This is a genomic window from Lacticaseibacillus sp. 30 (assembly GCF_053819265.1).
Map to the genome: position 1 here is coordinate 19,074 of NZ_JBSOQX010000007.1, position 20,042 is coordinate 39,115.

26 protein-coding genes and 1 pseudogene are annotated in these 20,042 nt (G+C 45.2%); 24 read left to right on the forward strand and 3 right to left on the reverse strand.

What is annotated here, in order from left to right; translation table 11 throughout:
• Positions 1-2: 2 nt before the first annotated feature.
• The 24 genes and pseudogenes from ACWPAB_RS06215 to ACWPAB_RS06330 all read left to right on the forward strand — a co-directional run.
• Complete coding sequence (locus tag ACWPAB_RS06215) at positions 3-329, forward strand: hypothetical protein (protein WP_003575596.1); 327 nt, start codon at positions 3-5, stop codon at positions 327-329.
• A complete protein-coding gene (locus tag ACWPAB_RS06220) occupies positions 326-760 on the forward strand; it encodes a hypothetical protein (RefSeq protein ID WP_003575593.1) in 435 nt (144 codons plus the stop codon). The genes ACWPAB_RS06215 and ACWPAB_RS06220 overlap by 4 nt, the downstream gene beginning before the upstream one ends.
• Before the next feature lie 141 nt (positions 761-901).
• Positions 902-1,543, forward strand: coding sequence for a DUF4355 domain-containing protein (locus ACWPAB_RS06225; protein ID WP_016381965.1), 642 nt, complete (start codon positions 902-904; stop codon positions 1,541-1,543).
• Positions 1,544-1,555: 12 nt separating this feature from the next.
• Positions 1,556-1,870, forward strand: coding sequence for a hypothetical protein (locus tag ACWPAB_RS06230; RefSeq protein WP_003605853.1), 315 nt, complete (start codon positions 1,556-1,558; stop codon positions 1,868-1,870).
• Between the two features lie 13 nt (positions 1,871-1,883).
• Positions 1,884-2,924, forward strand: coding sequence for a major capsid protein (locus ACWPAB_RS06235; protein ID WP_016381964.1), 1,041 nt, complete (start codon positions 1,884-1,886; stop codon positions 2,922-2,924).
• 129 nt (positions 2,925-3,053) lie between these two features.
• Entirely contained in the window at positions 3,054-3,401 is a 348-nt protein-coding gene (locus ACWPAB_RS06240; RefSeq protein WP_016381963.1) for a hypothetical protein, read from the forward strand.
• Positions 3,402-3,404: 3 nt separating this feature from the next.
• Positions 3,405-4,283: a hypothetical protein gene (locus ACWPAB_RS06245; RefSeq protein ID WP_016381962.1), complete on the forward strand. Its 879-nt coding sequence runs from the start codon at positions 3,405-3,407 to the stop codon at positions 4,281-4,283.
• Complete coding sequence (locus ACWPAB_RS06250) at positions 4,283-4,657, forward strand: phage head-tail connector protein (RefSeq protein ID WP_003605845.1); 375 nt, start codon at positions 4,283-4,285, stop codon at positions 4,655-4,657. The genes ACWPAB_RS06245 and ACWPAB_RS06250 overlap by 1 nt, the downstream gene beginning before the upstream one ends.
• 4 nt (positions 4,658-4,661) lie before the next feature.
• Positions 4,662-4,964, forward strand: a complete 303-nt coding sequence (locus tag ACWPAB_RS06255) for a hypothetical protein (protein WP_016381961.1) — start codon at positions 4,662-4,664, stop codon at positions 4,962-4,964.
• The gene (locus ACWPAB_RS06260; protein ID WP_016381960.1) at positions 4,961-5,326 is read left to right on the forward strand and encodes an HK97-gp10 family putative phage morphogenesis protein; all 366 of its coding nucleotides are present in this window, start codon (positions 4,961-4,963) and stop codon (positions 5,324-5,326) included. Before ACWPAB_RS06255 ends, ACWPAB_RS06260 begins: the two co-directional genes overlap by 4 nt.
• Complete coding sequence (locus ACWPAB_RS06265; RefSeq protein ID WP_016380683.1) at positions 5,327-5,731, forward strand: DUF3168 domain-containing protein; 405 nt, start codon at positions 5,327-5,329, stop codon at positions 5,729-5,731. It begins immediately after the preceding gene.
• An 11-nt stretch (positions 5,732-5,742) separates the two neighbouring features.
• Positions 5,743-6,345 (forward strand): phage tail tube protein, encoded by a 603-nt coding sequence (locus ACWPAB_RS06270; protein ID WP_016381959.1) that lies wholly within the window; start codon positions 5,743-5,745, stop codon positions 6,343-6,345.
• An 86-nt stretch (positions 6,346-6,431) separates the two neighbouring features.
• On the forward strand, positions 6,432-6,764 hold the full coding sequence (locus ACWPAB_RS06275) for a tail assembly chaperone (RefSeq protein WP_032793358.1): 333 nt from the start codon (positions 6,432-6,434) through the stop codon (positions 6,762-6,764).
• A 104-nt stretch (positions 6,765-6,868) separates the two neighbouring features.
• Entirely contained in the window at positions 6,869-7,222 is a 354-nt protein-coding gene (locus ACWPAB_RS06280; RefSeq protein WP_005711407.1) for a hypothetical protein, read from the forward strand.
• Positions 7,215-10,304 carry a phage tail protein gene (locus ACWPAB_RS06285; protein WP_016381957.1) on the forward strand — a complete coding sequence of 1,030 codons (3,090 nt, stop codon included), beginning with the start codon at positions 7,215-7,217 and terminating at the stop codon, positions 10,302-10,304. The genes ACWPAB_RS06280 and ACWPAB_RS06285 overlap by 8 nt, the downstream gene beginning before the upstream one ends.
• 2 nt (positions 10,305-10,306) lie before the next feature.
• Entirely contained in the window at positions 10,307-12,370 is a 2,064-nt protein-coding gene (locus tag ACWPAB_RS06290; protein ID WP_016381956.1) for a distal tail protein Dit, read from the forward strand.
• Positions 12,370-14,892 carry a phage tail spike protein gene (locus ACWPAB_RS06295; protein ID WP_016381955.1) on the forward strand — a complete coding sequence of 841 codons (2,523 nt, stop codon included), beginning with the start codon at positions 12,370-12,372 and terminating at the stop codon, positions 14,890-14,892. The genes ACWPAB_RS06290 and ACWPAB_RS06295 overlap by 1 nt, the downstream gene beginning before the upstream one ends.
• 11 nt (positions 14,893-14,903) lie before the next feature.
• Positions 14,904-15,179, forward strand: a complete 276-nt coding sequence (locus ACWPAB_RS06300; protein ID WP_016381954.1) for a phage protein — start codon at positions 14,904-14,906, stop codon at positions 15,177-15,179.
• Positions 15,172-15,303: an XkdX family protein gene (locus tag ACWPAB_RS06305; RefSeq protein WP_016381953.1), complete on the forward strand. Its 132-nt coding sequence runs from the start codon at positions 15,172-15,174 to the stop codon at positions 15,301-15,303. The genes ACWPAB_RS06300 and ACWPAB_RS06305 overlap by 8 nt, the downstream gene beginning before the upstream one ends.
• Positions 15,304-15,333: 30 nt before the next feature.
• Positions 15,334-15,720 carry a hypothetical protein gene (locus ACWPAB_RS06310; RefSeq protein ID WP_016381952.1) on the forward strand — a complete coding sequence of 129 codons (387 nt, stop codon included), beginning with the start codon at positions 15,334-15,336 and terminating at the stop codon, positions 15,718-15,720.
• A complete protein-coding gene (locus tag ACWPAB_RS06315; RefSeq protein WP_016381951.1) occupies positions 15,701-15,907 on the forward strand; it encodes a hypothetical protein in 207 nt (68 codons plus the stop codon). Before ACWPAB_RS06310 ends, ACWPAB_RS06315 begins: the two co-directional genes overlap by 20 nt.
• Positions 15,904-16,350: a phage holin gene (locus tag ACWPAB_RS06320; protein WP_016381950.1), complete on the forward strand. Its 447-nt coding sequence runs from the start codon at positions 15,904-15,906 to the stop codon at positions 16,348-16,350. Before ACWPAB_RS06315 ends, ACWPAB_RS06320 begins: the two co-directional genes overlap by 4 nt.
• 10 nt (positions 16,351-16,360) lie before the next feature.
• A complete protein-coding gene (locus tag ACWPAB_RS06325; RefSeq protein WP_016381949.1) occupies positions 16,361-17,527 on the forward strand; it encodes a LysM peptidoglycan-binding domain-containing protein in 1,167 nt (388 codons plus the stop codon).
• Between the two features lie 198 nt (positions 17,528-17,725).
• A pseudogene (locus tag ACWPAB_RS06330) lies at positions 17,726-17,800 on the forward strand (glucose-6-phosphate isomerase); the annotation flags it as partial.
• A gap of 358 nt (positions 17,801-18,158) precedes the next feature.
• On the opposite strand, the gene ACWPAB_RS06335 reads toward ACWPAB_RS06330, so the two are convergent.
• The 3 genes from ACWPAB_RS06335 to ACWPAB_RS06345 all read right to left on the reverse strand — a co-directional run bounded on the left by ACWPAB_RS06335 (position 18,159) and on the right by ACWPAB_RS06345 (position 20,041).
• Entirely contained in the window at positions 18,159-18,938 is a 780-nt protein-coding gene (locus tag ACWPAB_RS06335) for a DUF1828 domain-containing protein (protein WP_003584221.1), read from the reverse strand.
• Positions 18,939-19,039: 101 nt separating this feature from the next.
• A complete protein-coding gene (locus ACWPAB_RS06340) occupies positions 19,040-19,327 on the reverse strand; it encodes a putative quinol monooxygenase (protein ID WP_003564892.1) in 288 nt (95 codons plus the stop codon).
• Positions 19,328-19,510: 183 nt separating this feature from the next.
• A complete protein-coding gene (locus tag ACWPAB_RS06345) occupies positions 19,511-20,041 on the reverse strand; it encodes a hypothetical protein (RefSeq protein WP_003569908.1) in 531 nt (176 codons plus the stop codon).
• Position 20,042 lies beyond the last annotated feature (1 nt).

Consider the following 20,042-nt stretch of genomic DNA (forward strand, 5'->3'; position numbering starts at 1 on the left):
CAATGAAGCTACCAGAAAAAGTATTGATTGATGATATCGAGTACAAGGTTGAGGAGGTCAGTCACAAAGAGCTTCAGCTAAGTAGCGAAGACTTAAAAGGCGAGTACTGGGGCGATACGCGTTATAAGCAAGCTAGTATCCGTATATGTGAAGGTATGGCTGAGGATGAGGCCAAAATCACTTTAGTACATGAGATTATCCACGCAATCCTGCAAGAGCGAGGGTTCGACCAGCAAAACAATGATGAGGCAATGGTTGACGGATTAGCACATGCGATTCGCATGTTGGCCAAGCAGAACTCAGAGCTGATCAAGGAGGTACTATCATGAAATCAGAAGGTTTGAAAACGCGTGAAAGCATTAAAAAGCGCCTGCTTGATTTGGCAGCAGAGGCTAATAGCATCAAAGATTATCAGCTAGGAGCGCTTATCCTGAATGCATATAACCGATGCGATGACAATGTGACTATCCAGAATGGCAATTTATATGTCAACGGCGAATTGATGATAATCGACAATGCGACACTTGCTAATCATTTGGCAATGTCCTCCACCGGTTACAATAAAGCACCATCTGGTAACGCGTCACATATAAGCACTCTTGAGCTAAGAGATGATGGCCCATATCTTAACGGCAAACGTATTAAAGGACTCATTGATATGAACATCGATTCAAAGGTCGGCGATCTTACCAAAGTTGTCATTAAGCTTGCTGCCAATGTGCATGGTATAGACGACATTGACAAAGGATATTCAATCTAGCCAAAATATGAAACTTATTTGTAAGCCGCAGCTAGCGGCTATTTTTATACCATCAAGTCCAAGCGTGATCGACTCTAAAAGCTCCGGTAAATTAAGACGCAAGCCTGATCCGTCTAAAAAGCTGTGGAAGGAGTTCTTAGCATGATTCCCAAGATTTTAATGCCTATGAATTTGCAATTTTTCGCTGAAGATAAACCTCAAGGCGATCCGAAAAATCCAGTCGATCCGCCTAAGCCAAAAGATGGTGATCCGGTAGATCCTCTTGAAGATAAGAAGCAAGGAGAACCGGCTGACCCTGATCCTGATGGTAAGCACGTCTACACCGATGAACAGGTCAATGAGATCGTCAAGAAACGCCTTGCTCGTGCCGAGAGGGAAAAGCAAGCTGCCGTTGACGAGGCCGCAAAGCTGGCCAAGATGAATGCCGACCAGAAGAAGGACTATGAGCTAGAAAAGGCTCAAAAAGAGCGAGACGAACTCAAGTCACAGCTTGCCACCTACGAAATGGGCAAACAGGCTCGATCGATGTTTGAGGAAGCCAAGCTGACAGTCACCGAGGACGATTTGCAGCACGTTGTAACGCCAGAGGCAGAATCTACTGAGGCGAATGTAAAGTGGCTCATTGCGCATGATCAGGCAGTGGCTGAAGGTGTTCGTCAAGAGTTGCTTAAGGGCAGCACACCCAAAACGCATGGTTCAAAGGTGGAGACTCCGGGCGCGGCATTTGCCAAACAACGGAATCAGCAGAGCCAAGTTGTTAACGACCCATGGAAACAAAAATAAGGAGGTACTTTTATGTACGCAGGTAAAAAGGTAACCGCATCCGAGATCAACTTCTTGGATAGCGAAAAATTCGTTTCATTCACTCACCAAGCTGATAGTTCGACCGCTGGTGTCGTAGATGGTGTATTGCCAGCAGGCTCTATCTATCCAAAGAACGATGCAACGGCAGTCGGTGTGACCATCAATGATGTTGACGTCAGCGAAGGTCCTCAGCCGGTAGGCGTCATCGTTGAAGGATATGTGAATGCAGCCCGCTTGCCAGTCAAGCCGTCAGCTGCTGCCATCACTGCGCTGAAAGAAATTAAATTCAGCCATGTTTCTGACTAAGGAGGATTAACTTATGCCAGCTATTTTAGACTTGTTTAATCAAAAGACGGTTCTTGATTACGTTCAAAACCGCCAGTATCCGCAATTACTTGGGGACACCTTGTTCCCATCAACCAAAATTAATCAATTGGATTTTGAATTTCTTCGTGGTGGGTCTAAGACGCCTATCGTGGCATCTATTTCTGCATTCGATACGGAAGCTGAGATTGGCAGTCGTGAAGCGAGCGTTCAGGCCGCTGAACTTGGCTACATCAAACGCAAGATGCAGATTAATGAAAAGGACCTTATCGCATTACGCAATCCGCGCACGCCGGCTGAACAGAGCTACCTGACCAGCCTTGTGTACAACGATTTGGATGTTTTGGTTCAAGGCGTTTATGCACGTGTTGAAAAGATGCGCATGGAGGCTTTGGCAACTGGGAAGATCACCATTAATGAGAACAATCTCAACTTCAATGTTGATTACCATGTCCCAGAAGAACACCAAGTTGCCGCAACTACTTCTTGGGATGCTGATGGCGCTGATCCGATTAAGGACTTGCAAGACTGGTTTGCACTACTCGACTACGTGCCAACACGTATCCTGACTTCTTCCAAGGTACAGACTGCCCTGATTCGGAGCAAGGCATTTGCTGACTACTTCAAGACAGCAGGCCTATTACCTAGTGTTGGCAGTCTCAATGCAGTTATGCAGTCGTTCGGCTTGCCAACCATTGTTACGTATGATGCCAAGTACCGCAAGCAGGGAGCTAACGGTATCTATACCGTTGAACGGTACTTCCCAGAAGACACATTGGTAGCATTTGGTGATGACCAGCTCGGGCAAACCGTTTATGGTCCTACCCCTGAAGAGTCCCGGCTGATCGCAACTCCGGGTGTTCAACAGGACATTGTTGGCAATGTGTTCGCCACCGTTTATGAGACAACGCAAGATCCAATCGCAACGTGGGAAAAGGCAGCAGCCACTGCACTTCCTAGCTTCCCAGAAGCTGAGAACGTCTTGCAAGCCAAAGTGCTCGTTCCTACCACAACCACCACAACCACGTCAAAATAACAGCCCCATCCGGGGTTAGCGCAACCCCAACTAGCGATGGGGCACTCATTACAGCTAAATAGCCAGTTAATGGTCGCCTAAGAAAACCACAGTACCGCGATCATGCGGGGCGGCTGAAAGGAGAACACTATGGGAGAAGATCGAAGTAAGGAACGACTGAACCTTTATAAGAAGGATGGAACAAAGATCGCTTCTGGTGATGTCGGGTCCATGTCTGTTTCCTTAACTGGGCTTGGAGCAGGAACAAAAGTTGCAAAGGTGGATTACCAAGTATCTTTTGCTGACGATAATCGCGAGTCTGACAAGACTGATGTTCCGGAATTTGCTGTGCCAACAACTACTACGACTACTGTCAAGCCAACTACCACCACAACTACTACGACTACTACAACGACAGTAGCGCCAACGACAACCACAACAACTACCGAAGCGCCTCCAACGACTACCACGACTACTACGGCAAAATCAGAGGGTTAGCCCATGAAACTAATCTTGTGCCAGCCCGCTATCAAGCGTTTTGAATGGGAGCTAGAAGTCTGCCTAACCAATTTGAGAAGTATCGGATTCGACTTGCGCGATGTTGTGCTACTGTTTACACGACACGATGATTTCATTCCGCAGCGGCTGACCGACAAATATGGCGTTGAGGTGCATACCTATAATGACTTACGGAGCGACCAGAGCTATATCCCATCGGTCAAGCCTTGGCTGTGGTGGCAATATTTGGCTGAAGATAAGTCTCGTGAAAACGAAGAATACTTCTACTTTGACAGTGATGTCATTTTCCGTAAGCGACCTGATTTTCGTAAGCTCAAAGCACGCCCAGATCGGTGGCTGTGCAGTGATACAAATGGATATTTAAATTTAAACTATATCAAGCGGTGCAAGAATGGTGAACAAATTCTTACTCGCATGGCTGATATTGTCGGAGTTACGTTAGCTTCGCTTGAGACAATCAACCACAACTCAGGTGGTGCTCAGTGGATCATCGGTCACCCAACCGCAGAATACTGGCACAAGGTATATGCAGATAGCAATCGTCTGTGGCACTACTTTCAAATAGTCGACAGCGATATTCAGAAATGGACCGCTGAAATGTGGGCGCAACTCTGGAATATGATGTATTTCAATATTGGGCCCGTCATCAGTGATGAGCTCGATTTTTGTTGGGCTACCGATCCAGTCAAGCGGTGGAAAGAAACCAAGATCATGCACAATGCTGGTGTTACCGGTGATATGCATGATCTTTTCTTTAAAGGCAAGTACACCGATCGAGTCCCGTTTGGTGATGACCTTAGCTTCGTTGATAAGTTGAAGTGCTCATACAAGTACGTTCAAGCAATAAAGGCGGTGAAGTGATGGCAGAAAGCGATCCAATAAAACTTGCGGATTTGAAGACGATGATGGAAATCAAAACTGACGCACAAGATGGTGTGCTTAATCTCATCATCAAAAATACCACACAAGCCTTACGATTTAAGCTCGGTTTGCGAACGGATGAGGCCTTCCCTAGTGAGTTGGCCTACATTGCCCTAGAAGTATGCGTCAGACGCTACAACAGGCGTAAGAACGAAGGAATGACGTCATACGAGCAAGAAGGACAGTCGTTCACGTTTAAGTCTAATGACTTCGATGATTTTGCTGACGACATCAATGACTGGAAAGAAGCCAACGGGAAGAATGCTAAGTCTCTTGGCACCGTCAGCTTCATTTCTGGCTATCCAAAGAGGTGATCATATGCGGTTAGATCATGAGGTTACATTCTGGCTTGATGATGAAGAATATGATCCGCAAACACATCAATACGGTGATGTGAAAAAGGTGGCAACTGCAGTTGCCAGTGTCACCGACATGGGAACAGACAAGAGCGTTCAGCTATTCGGAAACTACGCTCAAAAGGCAAAGATGATCCGATTAGTTGAGCCAGTCACCGTCAATTGGAGCTATTTAACGATTGACGATGAAGCGACTCATTATGCCCTCAATACTGACCGTGTCCCACTTCAAAACGCTACTTTGATTGTGGGTGAGACGAAATGAGCAAAGCTGGCATTAGCTATAACATGCAGATAAAAGGTATGGACAAACTGGTCGCTGGCCTGCTGAAGCGAGCGAAGATGGACGTTGTCAAGCAAATCGTCAAACAGCAGACAGCACAGTTGCAAACTCGTGCTCAGCAAATGACGGGCACCGTGTACGCTCATCCTACTGGTGCTACAAAGCGTGGCATCAAGTTAGCAATTACTGATTCGGGGCTGTCCGGTATCGTAGCGATGACGCAAGAATACAACCCATACACCGAAAATGGAACTCGATTCATGCGGGCACGTCCTGTATTGAAGCCTGCGTTCCTTTATCAAAAGATTCAGTTTATTAATCAGCTTAAACAAGCAGCAAAGTAGGTGATTCAAATCACATCACCAGAGCAAGAGCTATACGATTACTTCTATGCGTTTTCGCAATCGTCCGGGTACAAGACCTATGACCATCTGCCCATGCAGCAGGAGAACGCCCCATATCCATTCGTCATTGTTGGCGATATTCAAGTTGTTCCTACTGCAACAAAGACGTCACTAAATGGCAATGTGCTAATTACCATTGACATCTGGGGCGACAAAAAACAGCGTTTCACCGTATCTGATATGGCGGAGCGCTTTTTTCGTGCCGCGATTGGGCAAGTGCTAACTGATGATTACCGATTCTATGGACGTGTAGAAGACCATTCAAAAGAGTTTACACAAGACCAGAGTGTCCCTGACACGGTTCTCAACCGAGCCACGCTGATACTCAATCTCAATATTTTATAGGAGGCCATAACATGGCAAATGAATTAAAAGTGCTAGAAGGCATGGACGTTGTTGCCTTGGCTCGCAAACATAGCGATCAAGCAACGGTTAGCGGCCAAATTATCCCTTGGCAGACTTCGCTGTCATTTGACCCGTCTGTTGACAGTGATTCCACTGTTACCAAGGACGGCAATGTAGCAACTCGTAGTTCCGCAAGTACCGATCTTGAAGTCGAGTTCCTGAACAACACGTCTGCAATTGCAGACGTAATGTATGACTCACTGTTTGACGGCGAATTGCTAGACTTTTGGATTCTCTACCGCAAACGCAAGAACGCTGAAGGTAAGTATCTCGCATGGTATATGCAGGTAACGGTGCAAGAAGATAGCAACGACAATGATCCTGACGACCACTCTACTCGCGATGTCACATTTTCTGTTAACGGGACGCCTAAACGCGGATGGACAACTCTCGATGACGAAACTCAGGAACAGGTCGATTACGTATTCCTTGGGGTTGGCAAGGTCACTGAAACCGATGCTACCGGTGGTGGCACTGTTTGGGACAAGGCTGTTGATCCGGGTACTAATACCGCTGGCACTGAACCAGCTGGCGGAACTGGTACTGGAGCATAACAGCATAAGAGACTTGTCATCAGTCGCCTAAGAAAGTCATAGTACGGGTGAAACCCGGGCGGCTTTAAAAGAGAGGATTTTAAATCATTCAATTAACCATTAACGGTAAAGAATACGAGCTCAACTTTGGCGTCCGCTTTGTTCGCGAAATGGATAAGAATATGGGTGCCGTCATGCACGGCATTAACTTTGGCATGGGTGTTGCAAAGGCTCTAGCTGGTCTAAACGCATACGATGCTGCTGTTTTATCAGACACCATTTATTCAGCCACCGTGGCATCTAAGAAACGTCCGTCAGCCAGTGAAGTCGATGACTTTATTGACAGCAATTCAGACTTAGATTCGCTATTTAAGCAAGTTTCAGACGAAATGAACAGTGCTAACGCAGTAAAAGCAGTAGCAAAAAACATGAAGGCCTAGATGAGGACGAAAGCGTTCAAAAGAGTAGTGAAGAAACGTATCACGAAATTTTGTTAAACGCATTTGCCTATCTAGGCTTTTCTAATATTCGAGACATTGAACGTATGACACTTGTTGAGTATGAGCTGCGTATGGAAGCCTATCAGCTGAAGCAAGTCGACAGACAGAACGAAATTGCACAGCAAGCATGGATGAACCAGCAAGTGCAGGCAACCACCGGTAGCAAGAATCCTAAGCCTAAGTTCAAGACATTTGATGATTTCTTTGATAAGAAAGCGGCTATTGATAGCGTGCGATCAAATTATGAGCCCAATTATGAAGTATCACAGATGAGCAAAACCGAGCTCAAACAAAAGAGAGCACAAGTGTTCGCAAAACGGATGGCCGAATTTCAGCGTTTGAAGCGTGAAGGCAAAATCATTCCGTTATCTGAAAGAAAGGAGGGAGCACATGGCTGACAGTTTTAGTGTTGAAGCAATTTTATCTGCCGTTGACCGCAACTTTTCGGGGACTTTTAAGAATGTTGCGAGTTCTGCGTCAAAGATCGGCGATAGCTTTGAAAAGTCGACAAAGCCAGCGGGGAATTTTGTATCAACCGTGAGCAAAATTGCTGGAGCTATAGGTCTTGTCAAAGTGGTAGGGGCTATTGGCGATGGTGTGAGAAGCATGGTGGGAGAACTAGACGAATCAAGCAAAGCTTGGCAGACGTTTGAGAGTAATATGAAGTTTCTTGGTAAGACGCCTGCACAGATTTCCTCAATTGAAAAGTCGTTACAATCATATGCTCAGGAGACCATTTACAGTTCATCTGACATGGCTTCTGCCTATGCACAGTTTGCATCAGTAGGTGTAAAAGGAGTCGGTCGCCTTGTTAAAGGTATGGGTGGCCTAGCTGCTGCCACAGATAATCCCAAGCAAGCCATGAAGACATTGATGGAACAAGGCACACAAATGGCTGCTAAGCCAATGGTGCAGTGGGCTGATTTCCGTCTAATGCTTGAACAGACTCCAGCAGGCATGGCAGCCGTTGCTAAAGCAATGGGCATGAGCACCAAAGAACTGGTTCAGAATGTTCAAAACGGCAAAATAAGCACGCAGCAGTTCTTTGATGGTATCGAAAAGGCAGGCAACAGCAAGGCTTTCCAGAAGATGGCCACGAGTTACAAGACAGTCGGCGAGGCAATGGACGGCCTTCAGGAAACACTGGCAAACAAGCTTCAGCCTGCTTGGCAGGCAATATCTAAAGTCGCTGTCGGAGCTATTAGTGGAATCATTGATAAGATTGGCGCAATTAATTTTGATTCTGTTATATCATCAATCGGAAAATTCTTTTCTCCATTTTCGGCATTGGTCTTGAACATCAAGACACAACTAGGCAGCTTGGGGAAGGGCGACTCGATGTCTGGAATTATGTCGATTTTCCAGGAATTCGGTAGTTATCTTAAAACGGTTTGGTCGTTAGTAGGCAGCATTGCCAATGTAGCGTTCGTTAACTTGGTCAATGTTGTTAATAACGTTGGGAGCGCGTTTGAAAAGGTTTTTAGTGGGAACGATATTTCTAAATATTTTGACACCGCTAAAGAAATAATCACCGATTTTGGTATTGCAGCTATGGAAGCACTAACGGCAGTTGGAGACTTTATTTCAAATCTTCCGTGGGAGGGTATCTTTAACGGAATAAAGGGCGCTCTAAGCGGAGTGGTGGCTGTTTTGAAGCCAATTGCAGCAGTTGTTAAAGCAGCATTTGCTAACGATATCGTTAAATCATTTGCTGCGGCGATCCTTGGAGCTGTCGGGGCCTTCAAAGTAATTGGATTAGCCATCGGCGGATTTTCAAGCGTTCTCGGTGTTTTTTCCAAAATGATTGGCCCTATTAGAGGCGTTGTATCCGTTATCACTAACTTCGGGACTATCGTAAAAACGGCTGGTGGTGTATGGAAAGCGTTTGGATTGATCTTAGGCATGAATCCGTGGGTACTTTTGATTGCTGGGATTGCAGCAGTGGTTGCTGGTCTAGTGTACTTTTTTACTCAAACCAAGACTGGCCAAAAACTATGGTCGGGATTTGTTTCGTGGTTACAAGGAGCTTGGCAAGGACTTGTACGAGTTGCGCAAACTGTTTGGAATGCTATATCGGGTGCGTTTACATCTGCAATTAGCGGCATTCAGACAGCTTGGAGCGGCATTACAGGTTTCTTCAGAAATCTATGGACTGGGATTACGACCACGGCATCAGCTACTTGGACAGCATTCACAACCACACTCTCAGTTATCTGGCAAGGTGCTGTTACCGCAGCAACGGCAGTTTGGAACGCGCTATCCACATTCTTCACGACTCTGTGGAATGGAATAGTTGCAGTAGCCACCGCTGTATGGTCAACCTTTGGTGGTTCCCTGACGACAATTTGGAATGGGATTGTCCAAGTTGCTACCGGTGTTTGGAACATGCTTAAAGCAGTTATTATGGGTCCCATTCTTATTGTCATTGATTTGCTTACTGGAAATTGGACACAGTTAAGTGCTGATCTTCAGCTTATCTGGAACAGCATTGTTTCCGCCGCTGGTCAGATCTGGAATGGCCTTGTTACGTATTTCTCCGGTATTTGGAGCCTTATTCAAACTTATGCAATGACTGTTTGGAATACTTTGGTTTCAACTTTAGAGGGGCTTTGGAATGGCGCAGTATCTGCCGCTTCCGCTATTTGGAGTGCGCTTTCGTCATTTTTCAGCGGATTGTGGAGTGGTATTGTGTCTACCACCGAAGGCGTATGGAACAGTGTTGTTTCATTCTTATCAGGACTATGGAGCGGAACAGTCAGCACAGCCGAGGGAATTTGGAACGCACTTCCCGGGTTCTTTTCCGGATTGTGGAATAGTATTACATCATTCTTTTCATCAGCTTGGAACAATATAAAGTCTATTGTGATTGGAGCTGCTACGAGTATTTTTAATGGTGCTAAGGCTGTATGGTCTGGTTTTACTGGCATGGTAAGTGGAATAGTTAATGGCATCAAAGGAGCATTCAATGCACTTCGTAATTTTAGCCTTGCTGACGCTGGCCGCGCCATCATGGATAGCTTCTTCAATGGCCTCAAAGCAGTTTGGGGGAAGATCACGGATTTTGTTGGCGGAATTGCTTCTTGGATTCGCAAGCATAAAGGCCCAATCAGTTACGATGCCAAGCTGCTCATACCTGCTGGTAACGCCATCATGAACGGCTTAAATGCAGGGCTTACTGACAAGTTCTCAAATGTCCAAAAGAACGTTTCGAGCATGGCACAAGCTATTGCTGACAGTGCTGCTGTTACGATGCCGGAAGTGAATACTTCTCCCTTTGATACATCATTGCAGTCGCTTAATAACAGTGTACAAGGTGCAACCTTGTCTTCAAATCTTGATGTCAACTACACTCGCAAGCAAACGATTGAGGTTCCTCTGTACATTGACGGCCGAGAGGTTGCTCGTGCAACCGCAAACCCAATGCAAACAGAGCTCAGTCGCATGACACGAATGAGCAATCGACGAAAGGGGCTATTTTAATTTTGTATGATTTCAGAGAAACAACGCCCTTCACGGGTTCTGATGATAATCAGCGCCCAGCAGAGGCGATGCTAATAGATGGCCATTACATTGAAGACTTGATTCCGGGTTATAGCACGCTACAAGTCAGTGGCCGAGAACTACTAAGCCAGTCAATCGAAAAACAAACGATTGGCAAGTCAGATGGTGAGTTTATCCAGTATGTTCGGAACCCTTCTCGTGAGATTGTTGTTGGCTACAGGCTTGCAGCAGCGGACAATCTTTCGTTCCGACAGGCATTCTATAAGCTCAATGACATACTTCACGGTGAGAACCATCAGGTTTCTTTCAACGATGACCCATCAAAATATTGGATTGCTACTTTTTCTGATATTGACGATGTTCCTAAAGGCCGGAATGCGATCACTTCTTCGTTCACGCTATTTGTTCCCGATGGCATTGCGCACTCGGTAGCCACACAGACGGCTGACAACATGCCATACAAGAATTATCCAGCAAATCAGCTACACAATACTGGATTTGGTTGGAAAAATAGCAACGATTGGAATCCTAGCATATGGACTCCTGATGGCACCATAACAAATCAATACGGCATTATCACATCCGCCAATACGAGCAAGTCTGTTATTCAGCACACTGTTAGTCAAAGCGAATCAAGCTGGATTACATCAGAAATGACAGTCACTATATCAGTTTATGTTCAAGGACAAGGCAGCATTTCTTCAGGATATTTTAATGGCTCTGATTGGGAAGAAGATAGTCAAGCCCAACAAGTTGATTCTGATGATTATGTCCAATTAAGCTTCATAAGGGTTATCAACGCTGTTCATCTTGATGACGGCAGTCCAATATTTTCTATAAATGCTTTTTGCCCGAGCTCGACGATTCAAATAAAGCTTCTTAAGGTTGAATTAGGATCAACTGTGTCTCCATGGTCACCTAACCCAGCGGATCCTGAATACTATTCCGACACCATCACAGTACACAATGGCGGAACTTATCCTGTTGAGCCAGTTATTACGACAACTATGCATGCGGATAACGGCTTGATTGCTTTAATCAATAGCCAAGGTGGTGTTTTACAGTTTGGCAATCCAGAAGAAGCCGATGGTGTTGAACGGCAGCGATCAGAGGTTGCTCGATATGAAGGCTTTGATAAAGAGCCAGCTGGTGCGGCTTATAACACTGGCCAAACTAACAGCCATTACTACTATATCGCGGCTCAAAAGAATGTCATGGAAGGCTCGGTTAAGTATGCCGATGACGATGGTTCCGCAGTTGAGCCAGTCTTCTTGCCAACCAATTCATACTATTGGGAAGGGCCTTCCCTGCATCTTAAGACAACAAATGCATCTAATGGCAGCAATACAGGGAGCTTCATAGCCAAATGGCGCTACAAGTTCAATTCCAACGTGAGTGCCTTAGGTGCCATTGAGATGACACTCGATAATGATACGGGCGTGGCCTATCAGGTGATTATCAGGTCAAACTATGCTGGTAAAGATGATGTTGATGTCCAAGTGTTTGCTGGCTCAACGTTGGTTTTCCAGCAGACTCTTAACCGAAGTGTTTTCAGCAACGGACGCTATTATGAGGCTAAGTTGACCAAGCTTGGTAATACGCTCAATCTGCAACTTGCTGGTATTGTTCAAGGCGGTATTAAACCGTCTGAAGTGGTTACCAGAAATCCACCGCTGATAATGCCGCCAATCATGTTGACATCAGATCAAGCATCGCTTCCAATCACGGGAGCGACGCTTTGGTTTCAGCGATTTGAAAACTATCCATATCCCGATATGGGCGTTTATGACATGGATATTGAATGGCTTAACGTTGATTATTGGGCTGATCTTAGTAATCGCTTTAGTGCTGGAGACGTTGCAACGATTGATGTTGCTAACCGTCAGATACTGGTTAATGGCGTGATTAATGCCGACCTTCAACTCATCGATAATGACTGGAAAAAATTCAGGTTGCTTCCGGGTGACACACAAATTTTGGCCCAACGTTCTTCTTGGGCACAGCCATATGAATTAGAAGTAGCATTCAGGGAGGCGTTCTTGTAATGGCTGATTTTTATTTTACCGACAGAAAATACAACCAGCTTGGCATTGCGTCAACTGATGAACTTGCGTCTAGTTCAGTGATTGCTATTGATGATATTGGTGGTCAAGAAGGTGACTATCAGTCAGTTGATGGCGGCTACCGCTCCTATAGCGCAACACTGCATTTTTCTCCAGATCAGTCGGCTCAGGTCAAAGAAATGGCTAAGGTAGGTAATTTTGTTTTGTTCAAGGGCCGTGCTGGTGAATCAGTTTGGACAACCATTCTGAGTTCCGAGCATGATCCACTAGCAGGTACAAATACGTTTGTGGCAGAGGACGCCAGCATTGATCTAATTAATGGCACCGTTGGTGCTTATGCGGCCTCAAGCGCAATGACAATCGCTCAGTATATTGAACTTTTTGCTGGCAATTCTGGATTTGTGGTTGGATACAACGAGATTCCGGATCTAACGCGGACTTTGAAGTGGGATTCAGACGATTCATCTATTCTTACCAGAATTCTGTCAGTTGCCACGCAGTTCGGTGTAGAGCTAAGCTTCCGGTTTGAAGTCAGAGGCTTGTCCGTCATCGGAAAGTATATTGATATTAGGAAACACATCGGCGGTAACAAGGGCATTTATCTGCGTGTAGACACTGACCTTAATAAGATTGTTACGACTAGTGATATTGCTGACTTGTGTACTGCTATTGCTGGTACCGGAGGTACACCGGAGGGTAGTAACGATCCTATCACACTCAAGGGCTACCGCTGGACCGATCCCAACGGCCGTTACGTATTAGGCGGTGATGGCGTATTAAGAGACCCAGTAGCGCTTAGAACTTGGAGCCGCTTGCTATCTAACACTAATACCAATCCTGTTGACGCTCATATCACTCGCAACAAGACCTACGAAGCTACTACTCAAGCAACGCTTCTACAATCGGTTCTATCTGACTTGGAGAAGTTCAATCATCCAGCAGTCAATTACGAGGTCGACATTGCCAAGCTGCCTGATACTGTCAATATAGGCGACACTGTTTATCTGGTTGATGAAGATGAACAGCTTTTTCTTTCTGCAAGAGTCCTAGAGCTTACCTATTCATACTCAAATGAATCAGGGACGGCAACGCTTGGAGATTATTTGATTCAAGCTAGTCAAGTAAGTGCCGAATATCGTGCTCTTGCTGAAACGCTGGCAAAACAGAATAAGGGACAAGATGGGAAAGACGGTATTGGCATACAATCGTCGATTGTGACTTATCAGGCTGGATCGTCTGGGGTGTCTGCTCCAACAGGAACATGGTCTGATGCCGTACCGAATGTTGCAGCTAATCAATATCTGTGGTCACGAACGATCATCACCATGACTGATGGATCAACCAGTACAACTTACAGCGTTGGCAAAATGGGAGCCAATGGCGCTGATGGCATTGGACTTAAATCATCAGCAGTCACGTACCAGATTGGCACTAACGGTACCACTGCACCATCTGGTACGTGGAGTTCAACCATCCCGCCCGCATCACAAGGGACTTATTTGTGGTCGCGAACAGTAACGTTGTACACAGATGGGACACAGAACACGTCTTACAGCGTGGCCTATCAAGGCACTAATGGGGCCAAAGGCGATACTGGACCGCAAGGTCCTCCGGGCAGCCAAAATGTGCCAATGACTTATGTGCAAACGGCAGCGCCTACTGGAACAATTGTAACGAATTCGTTGTGGTGGGTTGGTGCCACAATGAGCTCTGTAACTGCTTTAAAACGTTGGAATGGATCTTCATGGATTCCCGAATCAATCGCTCAGGCGGTTCTGAATATCATTGAATTAAATGCCGTGACAATTAATAGCGCGATCATCAATTCTCCTAAGATTAATGTTCCTTTTTCACACGCGATTATTAATGAATCAGGCATATTATCATCTGGTAATTTGACCCTTAATGGCACTTCATACTCTATTGACGGAAGCATTGAAGATGACAATGGCAAAGCAAACGGCCAAAAATATCATACTGAATTAAACCCGGATGGCATGTCGTCATACATTACGCAAACTGATGGAACAACCCGACTGCACACTAGCAGGATCTCGATGGGTGTTTTAGAGCTTTCAGATTTAATTAGTGGCTTGGGTAATAACGCTACTTACAACACAAGCAGCCTTGATGCAGAAAAAATTTATCAACTGAATAACGTCTCAAATACTTTGTGGCAAGGGGTTTCGCTTCTTGGCTGGTCTGGCAATGCTCAGTCTATAACCCCTTCAAAGAAGATTACGGATTGTCTGAATGGCTGGAAACTAGTCTGGGGTGAATACTCCAACGGAACGTTTTCTGGTACAGGAATCCGCGAAACGGAGATCTCAAAAACGAGTGTGCTTAAGTACCCAGGCGCTGGACGAATTCTAAGCATCATGAACTATGGCAATGCCAATTGTTCGAAGTATGTATATGCTTATGCTGATCATATTGATGGAAACACAAAGAATTCAGATGGTGCCGCAGGTGGCGTTGTGTTAGTTGGCGTTTATGAATATTAGGAGTAGTAGATATGAAAGTAAGACTTGATACACAAGCCGACGGCTTCATTTATGCATGGGGGACCGACTACACAAGCGATAATGTGGTTGATATAGACGAGAATGAACTCAAAAAGATTGTCGCAGGTGCTTCTAAGCTCGTTGACGGTAAAATTGTTGTCGATCAACAGCGGGTTACTGATCTTTATCCGACTGATGCAATGCCAACACCGTCACCAGAACAGCAGATGATTGCTGCACTTACTCTTGAAGTAGCACAGCTAAAGGCGGCGAAATCAAGTGACTAATTATGATCAGTGTGCACTACTTTACAGTTGGGGAATTGATTTAGCACCTTATGTACCGGTAATGATCACCCCAGATCAATACAAGCAAATTACAGGCAGTAACTATGTCGCCAGCAAAAGCTAGCGGCTATTTTTATGGAAGGAAGTGATGACAATGCTAAATAAAATCAGAGATCACCCGACACACGCAGCACTCGCCATTGGCATGGTTGCCATTGGCTTGTTTCTGATCATCAATGACCATTATTTCATCTGGCCCCCACATTACTCTGACTGGTTAAACGATGACATTGTGGGGTTTTTGTTTGTAATTGATGGGCTCGGGATTGGGGGTTGGGTGTTATGGGAAACACAGTTAGCGGTGACCAATCGTCTGTTGCTTACTACTACCAGCTTTTTAATGTCGTTCTTGACAATACTGCAATTCCTGACCTCAATCTCAACTGGAATCTACTCAAGTTGGATCAGCAATGCGATCATAACAGCCTTCGTGCTGATTCTGGCACGAAGGAGTGATAGCCGTGACAGCAACGATAACTAAAATTATTGTCGATTCTACTCCATACATTGCAACCATCGTTCCAACGCTTATTGCTTATCTGACCTACCGCGAGGGTAAACGGAAGAACAGGCATGATGAGCTTGAGGACATGAACGACAGATTACGCGCAGATAATGATCGATTGAGACGTGAGAATGAGCGTCTCAGGAAGGAAAACAAATCATGAATAATTTGACAGAACTTTTGGTATCACTTGCAGTAGCAGCAATCCCGATCATTGGGGCTTGGATCTCAAAACAGTTGCTGGCTAACAAGCAGGCATTGGCCTTGGTAAAGGTATTAGGCCCATTGGCAAATGCTGCGGTAACAGCGGCAGAACAGCTCGGTGTGACACAGGCGATTGACGGTGCGGTTAAGAAATCGACTGCCATTCAAGCTGTGAAAGACGGCTTAAAATCACTTGGTTTCACCAGCACAGACGAGCAGACGATTGCCAACGCAGTTGAGAAAGCCTATGCGGATTTGAAGGATAGCCTAGCAGAAACCTATCCACAAAAGACAGTTGATCAGGAAGCATCTAATCAAGACAAAGTAGCTGCCGCAGCTCAAGCAGCCGCAGATGCAGTTAAGGCTCAACTGGCACCATCATCTGTTGCTCCACAGCAATAAGGAGGGCACCATGAAATTAAAAACTAAACTAATCACCTTGGTAGTCGCCTTCTTGGCGGCTATTTCTTTTGCCCTGCCATCGCAGGTAAATGCGGCAAAGGGAGATATCGGTGTGGACTGGGCAGTTTATCAGGGAGCCAGCGGGAAATATGGCACGAATAACAAGTTCGCGATCATTCAGGCTGGCGGTACACAAGGCGGTACGCTGTATGATCAATGGACGTATGCAAGCCAAGTCAAGGCAGCACAGGCGAATGGGCTCAAAGCCCATACTTATCTGTGGTACGGGGTCGGTGGCAGTGCTGATATTGGTCGACAGGCACTTGACTACTTCCTTCCCAAGATTCTAACGCCGAAAGGTTCTATTGTTGCTCTTGATTATGAGGACGGTGCCTCATCAAGTATGGCTGCCAATACCGATGCCATTCTATATGGTATGCGGCGCATTGCGCAGGCGGGATATACGCCAATGTATTACAGCTACAAGCCGTATACACTGGCACACGTTGACTATCAGCGCATTCTAGCGGAGTTTCCCAATTCACTGTGGATCGCGGCCTATCCGGACTATCAGATTCGGGCATTGCCAGATTATGGTGTATTCCCGTCAATGCCCGGCATTGCGCTCTACCAATTTACTTCTATGCATGCGGCAGGCGGTCTTGATGGCAACGTTGACTTGCTTGGCGTAACCGATAATGGCTACAGTCAACAACCTGTCGCGCCATCACAGCCCGCAACACCATCGCAACCGTCTACTTCAACAGCAGCCAGTGATACCGACTATGCGCAAACTGGTGTTTTCAAGCCGTCCACAACTGTTAACATCCGCACTGGTGCTGGTACAGGATACACAGCAGTTGGCAGCTATGTGCCGGGTGAGATCCTTGTGTATGATCATGTGTATATCCGTGGCACATATGTTTGGGCACGTTATCTCAGCTACTCAGGCAGGTATCATTATGTTGCCTTGGGCGTGAATGGTGGGGAGAGCTATGGCTCGCGTTCGTCTGGATACACCTCACCGGTAAGCCACACGTATTATACGGTCCGCTCTGGTGACAGCTTCTGGAGCATTGCCAGCAAGTACGGCATTAGCATGTACACGCTGGCTGCTAACAATGGCAAGTCAATCTACAGCGTCATTCATCCAGGAGAAAGTCTGTATATCAGGTAACAAAAATAGCCCTCTGCTCGCTAACGCGGGTGGAGGGCTTTTTTACTTATGCAATAATATAAATATAAGTAATTCGTGGTGAAGTTGTGGTGAAGTGAATCCGAAATTATGAAACCTAAGAAATTGATATAGAGCTATTTTTGCTTTTACACCGGCGATTTGAAACCCTATGAAATCAGTGCTCAAGCAAATCACAACAAGAAGAACATGTTCGCATTGCTCGGCCGTCCGGGTTATGAGGATATGACCAAGGAATTGAACGCACGGCTTTAATAGCGTGGGTTTGAGGTCGTTTGGATAGGAAAAAATGAGAGCCTCAAAATTGTGTTGTAAATGTTCGTGACTGAATTTTGACTGAATAGCCAAAAGGGTCAAAACATTTATGTACCAATTTTGAGGCTCTTTTTGTGTCCGCGGGATTGCCAGTACTGGCTTTCTTTTGGTGTATAGACTAAAAACACGGTGTGATTTCAGCGGGTGATAAACGACATCGCGAAATCAAGCCTATATCCATATATTGACCCAATATCTAGTTGGCATATTAATATCAGCGGTTGAGAACGCTTGTTGCGAACTAGTTCGTGTCCGTTAGTGCTATTAGGTCTTAGAAAAGTGTTTCGGCAACGCTACTTCAAGCCAGCCTCAACTGACCAATCCAACTGGCTTTTTGAGACCATGGCAACAGCGTGATATTGTAACCCTCTGCTGCCGACTGAAAGCTTGGCGAAATATTACGTTCCAGGTCGTTTGCGAACAAGTAAAACTTAATTTCATCATTAAATGAACGTACATATGTAATTGAAAAGATTGGTTCTTTGTAGGCATTTCCAGTTGGATTATTCACTAGTTTTAATGCCTTAGCGGAGGTTGTTTTCGTTCGACCAATCAGAATTTCAAAGTTGATGTTATTGCCACTTTGACCTGTGTCTTTAACATTCGTATTGACCGAAATATCGCTGTTAATTAAGAAGTTGACAACATCTTCTAGAAATAAGTCTTTGGTTCTATCTCTTGAAGTTGCGAGCATATCGCCAACCTGCGTGATGCATTGAATAAGCTGTAATTCTGCCTGTGCATATTTGGAGAGGGAAGGTATTTTGATGGTTAGCTCACCAGTTGGGGCATATTGAACGCCGAAGGAAAGGAGAGTGTCATTGAAATACTTCTTTCTTTTAACTGATGTGTTCGTGTCAAATCCTAAGGTTCCAAGTTCGTCCATGGTATAACCGTCATCACTCAGCATCAAATTGCCATCAGCGTCTTTGTATGAAACCAGAGAAATATTATCATGAAACATGTCTGGAAACGGCGTGCGAATCTCAATGAAGTGGTTCTTGTCCTTATAAGAAAACGATACATCTAACCACTTAATGCGAGCCCTTTTTAAGGCTTCAATTGTTGGCATGTCCATGATTTGCCTCTTTCTTGCTCTGTACGAAGACAGCCTTTGCACGGTTAAGGATTTAACGATGACATTGTCCAAACAATCGTTTATGGTGTTTGATTGAAAAATTAAGCATGGTCATTCATGCGCAATATTTCTAAAGGCTCAGTCAGAAATTCATTGATTCCAGCCAAAAACTTTTGAAAATGCGCCGTCCCATTATGACTTTCAACCGCTTCAGCATCTCGCCAATGTTCGATGATTTCATATTCATTCGGAGTGGTGAGACTTTGATAGTGATCGTAGCTAAGGTTCCCTTGTTCCGCACGTGAACCTTGGACCAAAGCGGCGATGAATTGCCGATATGCTGCATCACGATCTGGTTTGACGACAAGTTTGACATTAATGATTTTCATTTTAAATCCTCCATTTTTTTGTGTATGTCATATGATGATGGAAGCTGGGTCGCCAAGAAACGTTTTCGATCCATGGCTAGCTTCTTTTTGCATCAGTACTTGGTGCCTATTATACGGAGTGATTCAGATTGTATCAATTTTAAAAAGCAGCGTACATGGGTGGTATCAATGATGTGTTTAAGTCTAAAAAATCACCATCAGCACAAATGCTGCCTCCATGATTAACAAGCCAAATAGGGCCGTGATCCTACCGATAAAACTGCGGTGACCTTGTTCAAGTGAGAAGGGGAGAATGTCTTCTTTGCTCGACGGTGATATTTCGAAATACTTCTCCATCATGTGACGTGAGATTGTGTATGACTGACAGCTTAGATAAATCAAAGTGATGGTGACAATTACCGTTAGCCAAGCGCTTACACGGCAAACTGTTGGGTCAGCGTAGACATTAAGTTGGTAGATGCCAGCAATCAGGAAACCGATGCAGGCACTCAGACTGAATAGGTTAAGGCGAAGTAGCAAAGCGACTTTTTCGGCCCGTTTCATTTCTTCAGGAAATGTTTTCAACATTTTTGCCGATAACCTGACAACTTGATAAGAATTGGCACCTTTTGTCGGACGTTTTGCTTTTATGACTTTAACGACACCAGTTATTTCTGTGATGGCACCGATTGTTAAAAGAAGCAGGATACCGTCAAAAAAGATTTGATTTGTCATG